Annotated in this window: 9 protein-coding genes; 6 read left to right on the top strand and 3 right to left on the bottom strand. The window is 54.6% G+C overall.

Going from position 1 to position 16,196, the window contains the following annotated elements; genetic code table 11:
- The first annotated feature begins 6 nt into the window (after positions 1-6).
- Together J4772_RS31635 and J4772_RS31630 are read left to right on the top strand one after the other, a co-directional pair.
- Positions 7-3,168, top strand: a complete 3,162-nt coding sequence (locus J4772_RS31635) for a glycosyl hydrolase (protein WP_209072961.1) — start codon at positions 7-9, stop codon at positions 3,166-3,168.
- Positions 3,169-3,285: 117 nt separating this feature from the next.
- The gene (locus tag J4772_RS31630; protein ID WP_209072960.1) at positions 3,286-4,434 is read left to right on the top strand and encodes a glycerate kinase; all 1,149 of its coding nucleotides are present in this window, start codon (positions 3,286-3,288) and stop codon (positions 4,432-4,434) included.
- Between the two features lie 853 nt (positions 4,435-5,287).
- Here J4772_RS31630 and J4772_RS31625 read toward each other — a convergent pair.
- From J4772_RS31625 to J4772_RS31615, 3 genes are all read right to left on the bottom strand, one after another.
- Complete coding sequence (locus J4772_RS31625; protein ID WP_209072959.1) at positions 5,288-6,457, bottom strand: copper amine oxidase N-terminal domain-containing protein; 1,170 nt, start codon at positions 6,455-6,457, stop codon at positions 5,288-5,290.
- A 71-nt stretch (positions 6,458-6,528) separates the two neighbouring features.
- Positions 6,529-8,181: a response regulator gene (locus J4772_RS31620; RefSeq protein WP_209072958.1), complete on the bottom strand. Its 1,653-nt coding sequence runs from the start codon at positions 8,179-8,181 to the stop codon at positions 6,529-6,531.
- Between the two features lie 24 nt (positions 8,182-8,205).
- Positions 8,206-9,939 carry a sensor histidine kinase gene (locus J4772_RS31615; protein ID WP_209072957.1) on the bottom strand — a complete coding sequence of 578 codons (1,734 nt, stop codon included), beginning with the start codon at positions 9,937-9,939 and terminating at the stop codon, positions 8,206-8,208.
- A gap of 188 nt (positions 9,940-10,127) precedes the next feature.
- On the opposite strand from J4772_RS31615, the gene J4772_RS31610 reads away from it, so the two are divergent.
- The 4 genes from J4772_RS31610 (at position 10,128) to J4772_RS31595 (ending at position 16,195) form a co-directional block, all read left to right on the top strand.
- Positions 10,128-12,446 carry a DUF4832 domain-containing protein gene (locus J4772_RS31610; RefSeq protein ID WP_209072956.1) on the top strand — a complete coding sequence of 773 codons (2,319 nt, stop codon included), beginning with the start codon at positions 10,128-10,130 and terminating at the stop codon, positions 12,444-12,446.
- A 139-nt stretch (positions 12,447-12,585) separates the two neighbouring features.
- On the top strand, positions 12,586-14,310 hold the full coding sequence (locus tag J4772_RS31605; RefSeq protein ID WP_209072955.1) for an extracellular solute-binding protein: 1,725 nt from the start codon (positions 12,586-12,588) through the stop codon (positions 14,308-14,310).
- Positions 14,311-14,384: 74 nt separating this feature from the next.
- Positions 14,385-15,284 carry an ABC transporter permease gene (locus J4772_RS31600; protein ID WP_116064648.1) on the top strand — a complete coding sequence of 300 codons (900 nt, stop codon included), beginning with the start codon at positions 14,385-14,387 and terminating at the stop codon, positions 15,282-15,284.
- Positions 15,285-15,301: 17 nt separating this feature from the next.
- Positions 15,302-16,195, top strand: coding sequence for a carbohydrate ABC transporter permease (locus J4772_RS31595; protein ID WP_116064649.1), 894 nt, complete (start codon positions 15,302-15,304; stop codon positions 16,193-16,195).
- Position 16,196 lies beyond the last annotated feature (1 nt).

Genomic DNA, 16,196 nt, shown 5'->3' with positions numbered 1-16,196 from the left:
GGGGCTATGACCGACCGCGTATACGAGCTGTTCCTGCAGCCTCCCAACGAATACCGCGGCAAGCCTTTTTGGAGTTGGAACGGCAAGCTCGAGAAGGAAGAATTGCTTCGGCAGATCGGCGTGTTCCACCGGATGGGATTGGGCGGTTTCTTCATCCATTCCCGGACGGGTCTCGTTACCGAGTATCTGGGAGAGGAATGGTTCGAATTCGTCGAGGCTTGCACGCTGGAAGCCGAGAAACTCGGCATGGAAGTGTGGATCTACGACGAAGATCGCTGGCCCAGCGGCACGGCCGGGGGGATGGTTACCGAGGAGCCCCGGTTCCGGTTGAAATTCATTCAACTGCGGGTCGTTCCCGCGGAGGAATTCGACTGGACTTTGTCGGTGCCGGATCCGGAAGCGTTAGTAGCGGCCTTCGCTTGCCGGTTGGAGGGCGTCGCTTATTCCGACAGCGTTCCGTTGGCGCACGGGGAGCTCCCGGGGGCGGGAACTTCGGTCTTGTTGTTCGAGATCGTCGAGATGAACAAGGACAGCTTCTATAACGGATACACGTACGTGGATACGATGAACCGCGAAGCGACGGACCGTTATCTGGAGATCACGCACGACCGCTACAAGGAACGCGTGGGCCGGCATTTCGGGCGAGCGATCCAGGGCGTATTCACGGACGAACCGCACCGCGGGGCACTGATGGACGGCTTCGGCATCACGAACGAGCTTCGGCTGTGGAGCGTGCCTTGGACGTATACGCTGTTCGACGATTTCGAGCGGGCTTTCGGCTACGACTTGCGCGGCAGGCTGCCGGAGCTGTTCCTGAAGCCGGAGGGCAGGCTCGTCTCCCAAGTGAAATGGCATTACGTCGAGCTGACGCAACGCCTTTTCCTGGAGCACTACCTGAAGCCGATGCAAGCTTGGACGAGGGAGAACGGCTTGCGGCTGACCGGCCACATGCTGCACGAAGACACGTTGACGGCGCAGACGGCGTACCTCGGTTCGGCGATGCGTTTCTACGAATACCAGGACGACCCGGGCGTCGACGTGCTTCGCGAAGGCAATCGTCAGTATTGGCTCGTCAAGCAGCTATCGTCGGCAGCTAGGCAACTAGGCCAGAAATGGCTTTTGTCGGAGCTGTACGGCTGTACGGGCTGGCAGATGACTTTCGAATCGCACAAGGCGGTCGGGGATTGGCAGACGTTGTTCGGCATTAACATCCGCAATCATCATCTGTCCTGGTACACGATGGAGGGAGAGTCGAAGCGGGATTATCCGGCAAGCATCTCTTTCCAATCGGCTTGGTGGGACGAATACGATTTCGTGGAGACATACTTCTCCCGGTTCGGCTTGGCGTTGTCCCAGGGCGAGCGCAAGTGCGACGTGCTCGTGATGAACCCGGTGGAGAGCGTCTGGTGCCAGGTGTATCCGGGCTGGTCGATCGATATGAAGACGCAGTCCGCTGACGTGCAAAAGCTGGAAGACCAGTATCGCGATACGTTCCACTGGCTCGCGGGGGCGCAGGTCGACTTCGATTATGCCGACGAGGAGATGCTCGGGCGATTGTACTCGGTCGAAGCCGGGGGCGTTGGCGCGCCAGTGTTCCGGGTCGGACAAGCGGCGTATCGCGTCGTACTCGTCACGGGCATGGCCACGATTCGCGAAAGCACGGTGGCCGCGCTGGAGAAGTTCGCCGAAGCCGGGGGCCGGGTCGTATTCGCGGGCGAGGTTCCCGCGTACGTCGATGCGCTCCCTTCGGATCGATGTGCGCGGTTGGCGGCTAGGTCGGTGTCGGTTCCGTTCGACGGCGACGACATGGTAGAAGCCGTTCGCGGCGGACAGAGCGCGCCGGTACGGGTCGTCGACGCCGCGACGGGATCTCCGGCGACGGATATTTTCTGCCGGTTGAACGAGGACGAGAACGGGCGCTATTATTTCGCGCTGCTGAACGTCAATCCAGGCGTCGCTTACGACGTTCGGATCGAGCTCGGCGTCGTTGGCTCAATCGAGGAGTGGGATTGCAAGACAGGCGGGAAGCAGTCGGTATCTTGCGAAAGCGGCGACGGGAAGCTGATCTGGACCGTTCGGTTCCATCCGTCGGAAGAGCATCTATATGTTATCGATGGGAAGGAGCCGGTAGCGGAGTCGACCAGTGCGGCCGTCGTCGGGTCGACAACGACAACGACAACGACTACGCCTACGTCGCTGTCGAGGCCTATTCGTCTGGATGGCGCTTATCCTTACCGTTTGAGCGAGAGCAATGTCTGTGTGCTGGACATGGCGAGCTACAGGATCGCGGGCGGAGTATGGAGCGAGAAGGCGGAAATTCTGCAAGCAGACCGGAGCATTCGCGCCGAGCTCGGGCTGCCGCTCAGAGGCGGACGGATGATCCAGCCGTGGTACGCCGCGCTGTATCATCGTGAGCTGAACGAGACGGCGACTCCGCTCGAGCTGCGATTCGAGTTTTCGGCGGATGTCGTCCCGGAAGACGACTTATGGATCGCGATCGAGCGGCCGGACCTGTTCGAGATTTCGGTTAACGGTGTTGCGGTCGACCGCACGGTTGCGGACGGCTGGTGGGTCGATCCTTGTTTCGCCAAGATCAGGCTCCCGGGAGCGCTGCTGCGGTTGGGCGAGAACCGGCTGGAGCTGAAGACCGCTTTCCGAAACGAGATCAATCTGGAAACCGTCTATTTGCTGGGAGAGTTTGGCGTACGGTTGGACGGCGTACGGAGATGCCTAGTCGCCTTGCCGGAGACTGTCCCTTTCGGGGATCTGACCGTTCATGGTTTTCCGTTCTACGGCGGCAAGCTTGGTTATCTCGTCGATGCCGACGCGTTCGGGGCATGGCCGGAAGACGCAGGGAGAGCGATACTCAAGTTGCCTGCGTTCGACGCTGCCTGCGTGAAAGTCGGCGCGGATGGCGGGGAGACGAAGATGGTCGCCTGGCAGCCGTACGAAGCCGACGTTACGAAGGAGCTGCGCAATCGCGGTCCGCTATGCGTGGAAGTCGTGCTGACGCGGAGGAACACGTTCGGCCCGCTGCATCTCGTTCCGACGAGAATTCCGGAGTACCGACCATTCCATTTCCTGACGCAAGGGGAATCGTATACGGAGGCGTACGGCTTGATTCCTTCCGGTATTCTAGGAGTCCCGGTAATCGAGCTTCTGCGTTAGGACTGAATCAGGTGCGGGCATTAAATATTAAATTAATATCATCGGAAGCGGGGTTGTCCGGCCGTCATCGCGGCTGGGCGGCCCTTTTCCTCTAAAGAGAAAGGGGAGTTCATGAAGATGAAGGTGTTGTTGGCTCCGGATTCCTTCAAGGGAAGCTTAAGCGCCGTGCAAGCCGCGGAGATCATGGTTCGGGCCGTACGGGACGAGTTGCCGGGCGCGGAGGCGGTCGCCCTGCCGATGGCCGACGGGGGAGAAGGCACGGTCGACGCGCTCGTGACGGCGGGCGGCGGGGAGAAGCGGTTCGTGGAAGCGACGGGACCGCTTGGAGATCAGGTTCGTTCGTACTATGGGACGATCGGCGGAACGGCTGTGCTGGAAGCGGCGAACCTGTTCGGGCTGCCGATGGTGCTGGAGGCGGACCGCGATCCGTTGCGGACGACGTCGGCCGGTCTGGGCGACGCCATGCGGGCGGCGCTGGACGCCGGCTACGCGGAATTCGTCGTCGGGCTGGGCGGAAGCGCTACGAATGACGGCGGCATCGGAATGCTTCGGGCGCTTGGCGCGACGTTCCTCGATCGCTCAGGGAAGCCGCTGCTCGGGTTCGGCGCAGACTTGGCGGAGATCGCGACCGTCGATTTCTACGGGCTCGATCCGCGGCTCGCGTCCGCCCGGATTACGGTTGCGTGCGACGTCCGCAATCCGCTGCTCGGCGAGAGCGGTGCCTCGGCCGTCTACGGCCCGCAGAAGGGGGCGTCGCCGGAGCTGTGCCGACGGCTGGATGCCGCGATGGCCGCTTACGCGGACAAGGTAGAGGCCGGACGTGCTCCTCTGCGGGACGTTCCCGGAGCCGGCGCGGCGGGCGGCCTCGGCTTTGCTTTCCTGGCGCTCGGGGCGAAGCTCGCTCCAGGAGCCGAAGTGCTCGAAGCCCATCTCGGGCTGCGGGAGAAAATCCGCGACGCTGATTGGGTCGTCACCGGAGAGGGGAGAAGCGACGGGCAGACGATGTACGGCAAGCTTCCACTCCACGTCGCCCGGCTGGCCCGCGAGGAGGGCACGAAAGCCGTACTGCTGTCGGGCAGTCTCGGAGCGGAAAGCGAGAAGCTCGCGCCGAATTTCGCGGGCTGCTTCTCTATCGTCGAAGGCCCGTCCACGCTGGAAGAGTGCATGCGAAAAGCCGAGCGGGGATTGTACCGCTCGACGCGCAGCCTGATTCGTCTGATCTCCGCGGCAAGCGAATTGGCGGTTCGCGGCCCCGAGCGGGACTGAAGGTTTGAATTGGTTTGGAGGAAACGTTGGCAGAGCAGCGCGACGAACAAACCGGTCAACAGCGAGGTGGGAAGCATACCTCCTGAATTTAGAAGGGCAATTTGGAAATCCATTAAAGGATAGTCAGGTGGTTGTTTTAACAAATGACAATAAATTAAATTTCAATGCTGTCATGAAATCATTACTTTCCAGTAGCATGGATTATAAGCAAAGTGTTCCACCGTTTAGATTGGTATGGATTAATGGACAGGTATAATTTAAACGCCTTCTTTGGGAAGGCCATCGAAAAGTTCATTTACACCAAAAGGGACTGTCCTCATAAGCAGAGTTGCTCAAGACGATCGATAGACAAAGAAGGGGGATGCACCTCCGGAGAACTATGCTTGACCCACAATACTTCCAGTTAATTCCCAGAAGTTATTCGTATAATGATCGAAGACGCTTTAATGACATAGAATTCCTGACCTTGGTTGATTTATACGATTTTTACTACAAACGTTCGTCGTTTGAATCTGATCCGAGTTGCTTTGTGCAGTTTTTCCTACAAAAGTTCGCCATTTAAGCCTGGTTCGAGCTGCTTTGTACGAATTTCCGACTAACTTCCCTGCGTAAGCTCATGTGTGCAAATAGATCCGTCGTAAAAGTTTAATATCCAATAAATTGTAAACGTTGTGGGTCATGATTAGCCCGGAGGCTACCTCATACGCTCCTGAAACAACATTGTAACGGATTTCCCCATGCAGATTTCAGGAGCGTATAGCATCGGAGAGAGGTATATACCCCTTGCACCTTGTTCATCGATTATCCAGCAGAGCAACTGGGTTGTCTTATGAGACAGCCCTTTTTTCTCTAGTTACTTCCGCTTCCAAACCGTGCCGTCAGAGTAAGCGACTTTGGTGATTGTGATGTTGCGGAGGGAGCTTGTGTTGTCCTGCCACAGCAAATCCCAAGTGAATGTCGCGTAGTCGCCGGAAGAGAGCTCGAAGGTTCGAGTAATGCCTTTGAACAGGCTGGAGCCCGAAGTCGGGTCGATTACCGGATCTCCGTAATTATCGTAGCACTTAAAGGTGACGTCGAAAGAAACGATCTTCTTCTCGGTTAAATTGGCCACCCGAATATTGGCTTCCGGAGTATCGAGAACGCTGTAAGTAATGAAGGAATCGACGACTTTAAGCGGAACATACTTGTTCTTAATTAATTCCTGCTTCAGCTCTTGCTTGAATCGTGCTGTTTGCTCCTCGATGACTTTCTTGAACAGCGCGGTAAGCGTGTTCTCGAAATCCCCGGAGAAGATGTATTTATGGGCTTTGTTATAGCTCTTGCTCTCCGTAACGTTCTCCGTGTCATCGGCCCCCGTGGAGATGCTCTTGACGGCGCGTCCAAGATAATAGGTATCATCCTCACCTGGAACGGCATCCCCTGGGATGAGCTTGTAGAGATTAAAGGCGCCCTTCTTGCCCGGCTCCAAAGTCACGGAATGGCTATAGGTAAAGTTGTGCGTATCGTTGGAAGAGAACTCCTCGTAGTTCACGGTGAGGGTTTGTTTGCTGCGGTTTTTGACGTAGGTGTTGGTGATTTCCAAAGGAAGACCTGTGTAGTAAGGTCCTTTGTTCTCGGCAACCGTCTTAATAAGAGTCGTATTTCCTTTCGTGGTGAGACTTGCGCCAAGGCTGTCGGTCAGAAAACGCAAGGGCAGCATGACGCGGCCGTTCTTCTCCACTGCCGGCGTTCCCAATATCAAATACATGCCGTTAATGGTAGCGGTGTACTCCCCGATTACGATGGCGATCGTCGTTTCACCGCTATCGCTAGTGCCTATAATGCGTTTGCTGGATTTGTCCCATTGAAACTTAAGGCCCAACGCTTCAATCGTCTCTCTGGCGGAAACAAGCGTTGTTCCATTTTCCGAAATAGGCTCCTGCGCATACTGTACCTTTGTCCCATTAACATAAATGGCTTTGCTGGCAGATGCTGCTGAAGAAACCGGAACGGCCGTCACAAACAGAAGAATGGTTAAAAGCATAAGAAAAGGTATCTTTCGGTTAGTCATACGAATCCCCTATCTCTATGGTGAAATATGTAAGTCCTCATTGATTATAGCACCCGCACCTTCAGCTCACGATACTCCTGAGGGGTCATATGCGTATGCTTCTTGAACATTTTGATGAAATAGTTATGCTCCAATCCGACTTCTCTCGCGACCTCATGGATCTTCATGGCGGTTTCAGTTAGCAGGGAGGTGGCTTTGTCGACGCGACTCTCGGCAATGTATTCCGCGAGTCCGTGCCCGGTCGTTTGCTTGTACAATCTGGACAAGTAGGAGGGACTGAGATTTGTCACTTCGGAAAGCTTGGTCAAGGACAGATCCTCGTGCAAATGCTCCTTGATGTACAAGTGCAAGCGAGTGACAACAGAATTGGATTTCTCCTCTTGCTCGTCATGCCGTTTGGCGAACAGCAGAGCGACGACGTTCTCGAAATAATGCGCGGCCGCTTCCCAGTTCGGATGGTCGTCGGTTCTCATTAGCCCGTCGAAGTCTTGCTGTTCTAACAGATCCTGGGTCGCTTCCAGCCGATTCAGATAGGATAAGATCATCGTGGCTATGCTGTAATACATCTCCGTATAGTGTAAAGGATCGTGAGCCGCGGATTGCAGCATCCCGCTGCAGAGGGAGGCGAACTCCCCAGCGTCCCCGCCCTCCAAGTAAGATTCGAGTAGTGGAATATTTCTTCTCTGCCCCGCGAGGCTTGCGTTGTCTCCGGATGAATGGACGCCTTTAGAAGCCGTCCCGGGCGATCTCTCCACTGGGGGGAGGTCCGTCAGCAGACTTTCTCTGCCTAGTCCAAGTCCGCGTCCCAGCAAACGAATCAACCGATGGAAGGCGGAAGGGAGCTCTCTCCACGAACAGAAGCTGCCGGAGATTGCGAACGATATCGGAAGATGAAGCACGCCGCGGCTGGCGGACTGGACGGAATCCAGCGTTTCGTGGACGCGTTGGACGAATGCGGACATGTTAGCGCCGTCCCCTTCTTGGGGCTGGATCAGCCATATGAATTTGGCACGGTCATACGACAGAACCGCGATCCGGCAATTCGAGAAATACTCCTGAGCGATGTTGTGAATGGCAAACATCAGCAGTTCTCGATCCGCGAAGGAGTAGTCGCCCGGCCATTCATCCACGCGTCCGACGACGAGCAATACGGGATCGGCCGTGCTTAAGGAGATGTCGAGCTCCTCGAAGCGTTGTTGAATACTTTCGTTGTGCAGACGTTCGCCGTTCAGCAGGCTCAACAAATACTCTTTTTGCAGCAGGGGCTTGGCCAGATGCAGCTCTTTCCGCGCCTCCTCCATCAGCTGATCCTTCTCCCATTCCTCCTGCAAGGCGGCAATGGCATTGTGGAACGCTTCGAGAATTCTTTCGTCGCCTTCCGTCTTTAATACGTAATCCAGGCCCCCGTGCCGCATGGCGGTCTGCACGTAGGAGAAATCGTTATACCCGGTCAGAAAAATCGTTTTGCAGAAGGGCCATTGTTTCTTAATGATTTGTTGCAGCTCCAGCCCGCTCATGCCGGGCATTCGAATGTCGGCAATCACGATATCGATCTTATGCGCCGATAGGAGGGCTAGCGCTTCCGAAGCCGAGTAGGCTTTCAGAACGTCGAGCTCCACGGATTCGAGCTCCAGGAACAGGTCGTACAATCCGTCTACTATAAACGGTTCATTGTCGATAAGCAGTAATCTGTACATATAATAACAACTTCCTTTCTCCGGTTACATGGACGTCGTTCGAGGCAATCGGATCGTGACTGAGAACCCTCCGGATTCCCCCTGAGCAATGACAAGGCCGTATTCGGCGCCGAACTGCAGCTGCAAGCGTCTGTGCACGTTGAGGATACCCGTCGTCTCCAGCCCGGCATCTTGTACGTCCAGCTTCCTCCGAAGATTCGCGATCAATTCCTCATCCGCCAATTCCCCGTTATCCTCCACCCGAATGAGCAAGTCCGCCTGATCCTCGGCGAATTGTACCGTCAGCTTCGCACCTGTTTCTTTCTCTTCCAACCCGTACTTGTACGCATTTTCGAGAAGCGGTTGGATAATGAGGCGAGGCACCGTCAGGTCGACATACGACGCCGGCAGTTCTCCGAACGCGACCTCGATCTGGCCGGCGAATCGCATCTTCTGAATTTCTACATAGTTTTTGGCGTGCTGCACTTCTTCGGCCAAGGTGACGGTATCGCTGGAGTTGCGCGTAATAAATTGAAAGTAATCGGACAAGTACTTGGAGAAGCGGATTTGATTTTCGTCCCGACTCTTCTTGGCAAGCCGATACAGGATAAATAAGCTGTTGTACAGGAAATGGGGATTGATCTGCGACTGCAGTTGTTTGAGCTCTGCGTGCTGCACGCGGAATTTCTGCTCGTACACTTCCTGAATCATCTGCTGAAGCCGTTGAACCATGGCGTTGAATTGCGTGTACAAGTACTGGAACTCATCGCGGCCCCGATAGTCGAAGGCGACGCTCAGGTTACCATGCTCCACTTTGCGAAAAGCGCGCACTAGGGTTCTTAACGGCCGGTGAATGAGACGGTACACCGAATACGACACGATCATAATAACGATAAGCGTCAGGATAGAGATCATCCAAAACCAGACGGTATATCGGTCCAGCGGGCCGAGTACGGTGCTCTCTCGCTCATACATGATCAGCGTTGTGCCTAACGTTTTCGATTTCTCGAAGGCGATTAAATACTTCTGTCCGTCGACGGTTGCCGAATGAAGCTCCGCATTGTCGGCATTGTCCGCTTGAATGACGGAGTTGATGGCTTGCAGGAAGCCTTCGGGCTCATCGCCGCCGATCCTCCAGCGGTCCTCGAAATGGACCAGCATCGTATTGCCAGCCGTGTGGTTCGTAAATTGCAGCAGAGCGTTTTTCAGCAGTGGGATCGAGATTTCGATATCGACGACAAAATCGGGCGGCTGCCGATTCGACTTGATCGGGTACGGCAAACTGATGAACAGGCGGTCCTGCCAGTAAATAAAAGGGGACTCGAAGTGATTGGTAAGGACGTTAAGCGCATCGAATTCATCTTGTTGAATGGTACCGAAGTTGTCGTCCGAGATCGTCCTGTCGATGGAGGGAATATGAACGCTGGCTTCTTGGATATAGGTGCTTGAGTTCTTAATGACGGACAGTTCCTTCTGCAGGTTGCGGATGGCTCCCCGCTGCTCGTAGTAGTTCATAATCTCCGTACGATTGCTTAATAGATCGAGGTCGTCATAGCGGGCGAATTCCCGCATGATGGCAATCGTGCGTCCGAATTCGTTCTCCAGCGTGCTATTGTAGAAGTGAACCTTCGATAGCATGGAGTTCGTAATTTCCGATTTTACGCTGGCCGAGCCGTACTTGTTCATGACAAGGCTGAGCGTGAACAGCGGCGTCAACACGATCAGGAAGGTGATGATGAGCTTCGGGTATATTTTAATCGTATCGAAAAGCGCTTTCATGATGTTCCCCACCTAGCTTCGTCAGAATATGTAACAGTTGATTCGCTAATCGCGGGCTGGATTCCTGTCACGCCGCGTCTCACGTCAACAGAAAACGATAAACGTAAAAAGAGTTCTATATAGGATCAAAATCCAGCTCATTATAATCGACATTGTAAGCGATTCCAATACAATGGAGGTTATGGTGGATGATGGAGCTGAAATTTGCCAGACGATTTGCGCTTCCTATTTTACTATTGGTTGCTTTGCTGGGGGAGAACTTCGTCGGATTGTTGCCTAAAGCGGAGGCGTCGGCCACGGTAGATATTACGCCGGTGGAGACGGATGAAGTTCTGCATAATCCCGGCATGGGGCTGACTGTAACCGAGATCGCTTATCCGGGCTTGATGGATATGGGGGTCTCTTCAGGCTTCGAAGAAGTGGACATTGTCGCGATCGCTACGACATGGGGGTATATCGAGAGGGAGGAAGGAGTATACGATTGGTCGTACGTCGATCAGCTCTATAATTACTGGGTGTCCAAGGGCAAGAGAATCGCTTTCAAATTGTCCGTCGAGCCTTTCTATTACGCGGACGGTCACCAGGAGCTGCTGCCGGAGTGGCTGTTCACGGAATACAATCTGCCTTATCAATACCAGACGTTCGGCGGAGGAAGCGACGCGAAATGGGTGGATCAGAACGATCCGATCTATAAAGAGAAGCTGACTGCCTTTATGACCGAATTCGCTAATCGCTACAAATACGACCCGAATGTGGAATACGTCGATCTAAGAACGTACGGCTTGTGGGGAGAAGGGCAGACCGGCTATGTGTATCCGACGACCGAGAGCAGAAGATCGGCTTTTATCGGCTTGATCGACATCTGGAACAACGCCTGGGAAGGAAGAAAATGGCTGCTGCAAAATAATATTCTGGAAGGCACGGCATGGCCGGACGATCATGCTCCGTCTTATAAGGATTACGAGGACTTTCTGTACATGTCGGCCTACGACTACAGCGCTTCGAAGCCGCGAATTTCTTTCCGCAGGGACGGCATTCCGGATTTTTACCGCGATTACGAGAAGCAGCTGCTGGACGATGTTTTCTTTAATACCGATTTGCCGTTAGGCGCGGAATATTGTTTCGCTTATGAGCATTACAAAAGCAGCAATAAAGTCGAATGGGCCAACAATGAGATAATCGACAAAATGCATTTCAACTTCTTGAATTTGCCGGGGTGGGAGCCTGCGCACGATGCAGACGATTATTACAATGAACGACCGGATGAAGTCCGCAGAATGTTAAAAAACATCGGATACCGCTTTGTCCTGACGAATGCGCAGTATCCGGCGGAGGTGGCGGCCGGCGAAAGCTTTACGTTCGATCATACTTGGGTGAACCGGGCGACCGGCAAATCGCCGGAGCAATATCCGCTGAAAATCTACTTGGTAGACGGCAACGGCCGAACGGTCTGGTATGGAACGGACTCTGAGTTCGATCAACGCCGCTTCTTCAAGGGCAATTCCTATTCCGCTCAGTCTACGTTCAGTCTCCCTGCCCATCTGAAAGGCGGCACCTATGACGTCAAAATTGCAATGGTAGATCGACTGTCGGGGAATCCCGCGATCGAGTTGGCCATTGAGGGGAAAGACGCCGAGAAGAGATATACAATCGGCCAAGTGACGGTCATCCCGTCGCTGCCAACGCTTGAGGCAGCCAAAGCCTACGACGTCGGCGGGACGCCGGGAACGGCAAGCGGGGATCAACTGGTACTGAAGTTCGATTACGCGACCAACGGCAACGTAAATCCGGTTGCCGGAAAGCTCGTATTGTCGAACGGCCATACGCTCGGCACGTATCCTTCTTTTGCTTGGAGCGGCGACAATCGGACGTTAACCATCACCTTAGGCAATAACCCGACGGTCGAGGCCGGCGATACAATCTCTCTGACGGCAGGCAACGGCATTAAGGACTCGATAGGACGAGTCGAAGTGGTAACTGCTGAGCCGATGACGATATCGGGCAGCTTTAATCCAATGTATCAGTTATCGGAGCAGTATTCCTCGGTGCAAGGGCAGAACGGCTGGCGCTACATGTATCACGACGGCAACGGGTATGTGGATATGGCATGGGACGGGGCCAAATGGAAAGGGCCGGATGCTATCTCCTACTTGTTCATCGAACGCTCCGCGCACATGCTTGCGGAAACGTATGATGCTGTGCCGACCTGGGAAGCGCCGTTCGATGGAACCGTCCGCATCCGCGGCACGGCGAAGATGGATGACGACGGAGGGAATGCGTGCTACGGATGCGGGGACGGGATACGCACGAAGATTATGAGGAACGGATCGCAAGTATGGCCGTCCTCAGGATGGCAGTCGATTCAAGCTACGGATCTGGTCGGCGTCTCGCATGATGCCACGATTGAAGTCCAGCAAGGGGACCGCCTTTACTTCGTCATGAACCGCAATGGCAATCCCTACTTCGACGGCGCCAGCTGGAATCCTGCGATAGAGTACATCGCGTAACGGCCAGCCTGTCGACTTGCTTCCATATCAACAGAAAACGATAAACGTAAAAAGAGTTCTATATAGGTTCCAGGCCGAGCTCATTATAATTAAGACTGCAAGCGATTCCAACACAGCCGATCGAAAGGGGAAACACAGAATGAAAGGCCACAAGTCGCATCGATTGTTCCTGATAGCTCTTACCTTACTGCTCGGGCTGACAGCCTGCAGCCAGAACAAAGAAAATGCCGCATCGTCCGAGACGCCGTCCTCTCCCGCATCGCCGTCCGCTTCGTCATCCGGCGCGGAGGAATCGCCCGATCCGTTCGGGAAGTACGATCCTCCGATTACGATCTCGACCGTCAAGGTGTTTAACTCGGCCGATAAATTCGAACCGGGAGAAACGCCGGAGAAAAACATTTGGTCCGACGCGATCCTGGCGGACCTGGGCATCGCCCTCAAGCTGAATTGGTCCGTCATCGGCGACGAGCCGGGCGGAGCGGGGGAGCAGAAGCTGAACATCACGATCGCTTCCAACGATATTCCGGACATTATCCCGGTCAACGCCAAGCAATTGAAGCAGCTGGTGGATAACGATATGGCGGAGGACCTGACCGGTGCCATCGAGAAATACGCATCCCCTCAATACAAGAAATTCCTGGAGTCCAACGGCGGATTGGCTTTGAAAACGGCCACCTTTGACGGGAAAGTAAGGGCGCTTCCGGTCACGACCGCCGGACTCGACGACGCGCCTATGATCTGGATCCGGAAGGATTGGCTGGATAAGCTGCAGCTGTCGGAACCGAAGACGATGGACGACATTCTGGCCATCTCCGATGCGTTCACGAACCGCGATCCGGACGGCAACAACCAGAAGGATACGTTCGGCCTCGGGATCGGCAAGGATCTGTATAACGGCGGGCTGCATGATCTGACCGGTTTCCTCGAAGGCTACCATGCCTACAAGAATCTGTGGATCGAGGGTGCCGACGGCAAGCTCGTCTACGGCGGCATTCAGCCAGAGATGAAAACCGCTCTTGCCAAGCTGCAAGAGATGTTCAAGACCGGTCAGATCGATCCCGAGTTCGGAGTGAAGGATGCCGGCAAGGTTAACGAGTCGGTCGTCTCCGGCAAGATCGGAATGTTTTATGGCGCGCATTGGAACGCCTTCTGGCCGCTGCCGGATTCCTACAAGCAGGATCCGAACGCCGTCTGGAAACCGTATCCGATCGTGTCCTCCGACGACAAGCCGGCATCTCCGTCCATCGGACTCGGCGCAGGTAGCTATTTCGTCTTCAAGAAGGGTGCCGCCCATCCTGAGGCGATCGTTAAGCTGGCGAACTATTATGCGGATAAAGAATACGGGTGGGATACGGGCGGCATCGACTTGTCGTTCCATCAACCGGTGCCTAATCCAGACGGCTACATCCGTTGGAGGTTCGCTCCCGTGTACGCAACGGATCCGGAGCAGAACATCAACATTTACCGCGGGCTTAAGGCCGTCGTCGAGAACAACGATCAGAACGCGCTGAAGAACCTGCAGGTGAAAGACAACTACGACAATTACACGAAATTCACGAAGGACGGCGATCAGAGTCAATACGCCACCGCGCTCTGGACCGCTCCCCAAAACTCGGGGTTAAGCGTTCTCGACTATTATCTGAGCAACGGACTGGGGCAGGCGGATCGATTCTACGGCTCCAAGACTGACGCGATGGTCGATAAACAGTCGACGTTGGAGAAGCTGCAGCTGGAATCGTTCACGAAGATCGTCATGGGGGCCGCTTCGATCGATGCGTTCGACCAGTTCGTCTCCGATTGGAAGAAGCTCGGCGGAGATGCGATTACGCAGGAAGTCAACGATTGGTATGCCGCTAACAAATAAACGTGTGGAGCGGGAGGTGCGGAAATCCTCCGCATCTTCCGCCAAATCGAACTATGGAATTTGGAGGGAGTCAGATGCTCTCGCATAGATGGAAAAGGCTCCTGCCGCTGCACTTGATGCTTTTGCCTGCCCTGGCGCTGCTGTTGATCTACGGTTATGGACCGATTACGGGCATCGTCATCGCTTTCCAAAAGTTTATGCCTTCCAAAGGGATGTTCGGCTCGCCGTTCATCGGATTGGATAATTTCAAGTACGTGTGGAGTTTGCCGGATACGAAGCAAGTGCTCGCGAACACGGTCATTATCGCGCTTTGCAAAATCGTGCTGAATCTGATCGTCCCCATCGTTCTGGCGCTGCTGCTGAATGAAATTCGCCTGAAGCTGTTCAAGAGAACGGTGCAGACGATCATCTATTTGCCTTACTTCTTATCTTGGGTGCTGCTGGGCGGCATCTTGATCGACATTCTGTCGCCGTCTCAAGGAATCGTTAACGATCTGTTACGCGCTTTCGGATTCAAGCCCGTGTTTTTCCTCGGAGATCCGAGCTGGTTCCGCTTTACGGTCGTCTTTACGGACTTGTGGAAGGAAGCCGGCTTTAACACGATCGTGTTTCTGGCCGCGGTCACGAACGCCAATCCGTCTCTGTACGAAGCCGCTGTGATCGACGGGGCGAACCGGTGGAAGCAAACGTTGAGCATTACGCTGCCTTCCATGCTGCCGGTTATTATTTTGCTCGCTACGCTTAGTCTCGGCAACGTGCTGAATGCGGGATTCGATCAAATTTTTAACTTATACAGTCCGCAGGTGTATAGCTCGGGAGATATTTTGGATACGTTCGTCTATCGGATCGGACTAATCGATACGCAGTATGGCGTGGCGACCGCGGTCGGCTTGTTCAAATCCGTCATCTCGTGCTTGTTCATCTCCGTCTCGTATGCGCTGGCTTATCGGTTGGCGGGCTATCGAATCTTTTAGAGAGAAGTGTAACGGATATGGTTGGAAAAATGTCTACCTCCAGAATCGCATTTAACATGGCGAACTATAGTTTTCTGACGATCATGTGTTTGCTGGCGCTCTTTCCTTTTCTTAACGTGCTGGCGTTGTCCCTTAGCAACAAGACGGCGGCGGCCGCGGGCTTGGTTAAGCTATGGCCGGTCGATTTCACCCTTTCTTCTTATCAATTCGTTTTTTTGCGGCACGAGTTCTTTACCGCTCTCGGCATTACGCTCGAACGCGTTCTGCTGGGGACCGCGCTAAGCATGCTCATCTCGGTCCTGGCCGCCTATCCGCTGTCCAAGGAAGAACGGGCTTTCCCGGGTCGCACGCTGTATGCCTGGGCTTTCGTCTTTACGATCCTCTTTAACGGGGGATTAATTCCTTGGTATATGACCATTAAAATGACGGGCATTCTCGATTCCATATGGGCGTTGGTGCTTCCGGGAGCGGTACAGGTGTTCAACTGCCTGCTGCTGCTGAACTTCTTCCGCGGCTTGCCGAAGGCGTTGGAGGAGGCGGCATTCGTAGACGGCGCGAGTCACTGGACGACGTTGGGACGGATCTTCGTTCCTCTCTCGGCTCCGGTGCTGGCTACCGTTACGCTGTTTACCGTTGTGGGGCACTGGAACTCCTGGTTCGACGGGATCGTGCTGATGAATTCGCCTTCGCATTATCCGTTGCAAAGCTATTTGCAAACTGTTGTCGTCAAAATGAACACGTCGACGTTCGCCAATATCGACCCCGTGCAGGCGAAGCTGCTGGGCGAAATCTCGGACCGAACAGTGAAGGCCGCACAAATCTTCATGGCGACCTTGCCCGTGCTGTGCGTCTATCCGTTCCTGCAAAAATATTTTATGTCCGGGATCGTGCTGGGCAGCGTGAAAGAGTAAC

Source organism: Cohnella sp. LGH, assembly GCF_017671885.1.
Taxonomy (GTDB): Bacteria; Bacillota; Bacilli; order Paenibacillales; family Paenibacillaceae; genus Cohnella; species Cohnella phaseoli.
The sequence above is the reverse complement of the archived record's forward strand: the minus strand, read 5'-3'. Positions and strand labels throughout refer to the sequence as shown.

What these genes read in the sequence shown, in the direction of transcription:
- J4772_RS31625 (WP_209072959.1), bottom strand. Translation starts at nt 6,457, where the DNA reads ATGCTTTTAACCATTCTTCTGTTTGTGACGGCCGTTCCGGTTTCTTCA.
- J4772_RS31595 (WP_116064649.1), top strand. Translation starts at nt 15,302, where the DNA reads ATGGTTGGAAAAATGTCTACCTCCAGAATCGCATTTAACATGGCGAAC.
- J4772_RS31635 (WP_209072961.1), top strand. Translation starts at nt 7, where the DNA reads ATGACCGACCGCGTATACGAGCTGTTCCTGCAGCCTCCCAACGAATAC.
- J4772_RS31610 (WP_209072956.1), top strand. Translation starts at nt 10,128, where the DNA reads ATGATGGAGCTGAAATTTGCCAGACGATTTGCGCTTCCTATTTTACTA.
- J4772_RS31630 (WP_209072960.1), top strand. Translation starts at nt 3,286, where the DNA reads ATGAAGGTGTTGTTGGCTCCGGATTCCTTCAAGGGAAGCTTAAGCGCC.
- J4772_RS31605 (WP_209072955.1), top strand. Translation starts at nt 12,586, where the DNA reads ATGAAAGGCCACAAGTCGCATCGATTGTTCCTGATAGCTCTTACCTTA.
- J4772_RS31600 (WP_116064648.1), top strand. Translation starts at nt 14,385, where the DNA reads ATGCTCTCGCATAGATGGAAAAGGCTCCTGCCGCTGCACTTGATGCTT.
- J4772_RS31620 (WP_209072958.1), bottom strand. Translation starts at nt 8,181, where the DNA reads ATGTACAGATTACTGCTTATCGACAATGAACCGTTTATAGTAGACGGA.
- J4772_RS31615 (WP_209072957.1), bottom strand. Translation starts at nt 9,939, where the DNA reads ATGAAAGCGCTTTTCGATACGATTAAAATATACCCGAAGCTCATCATC.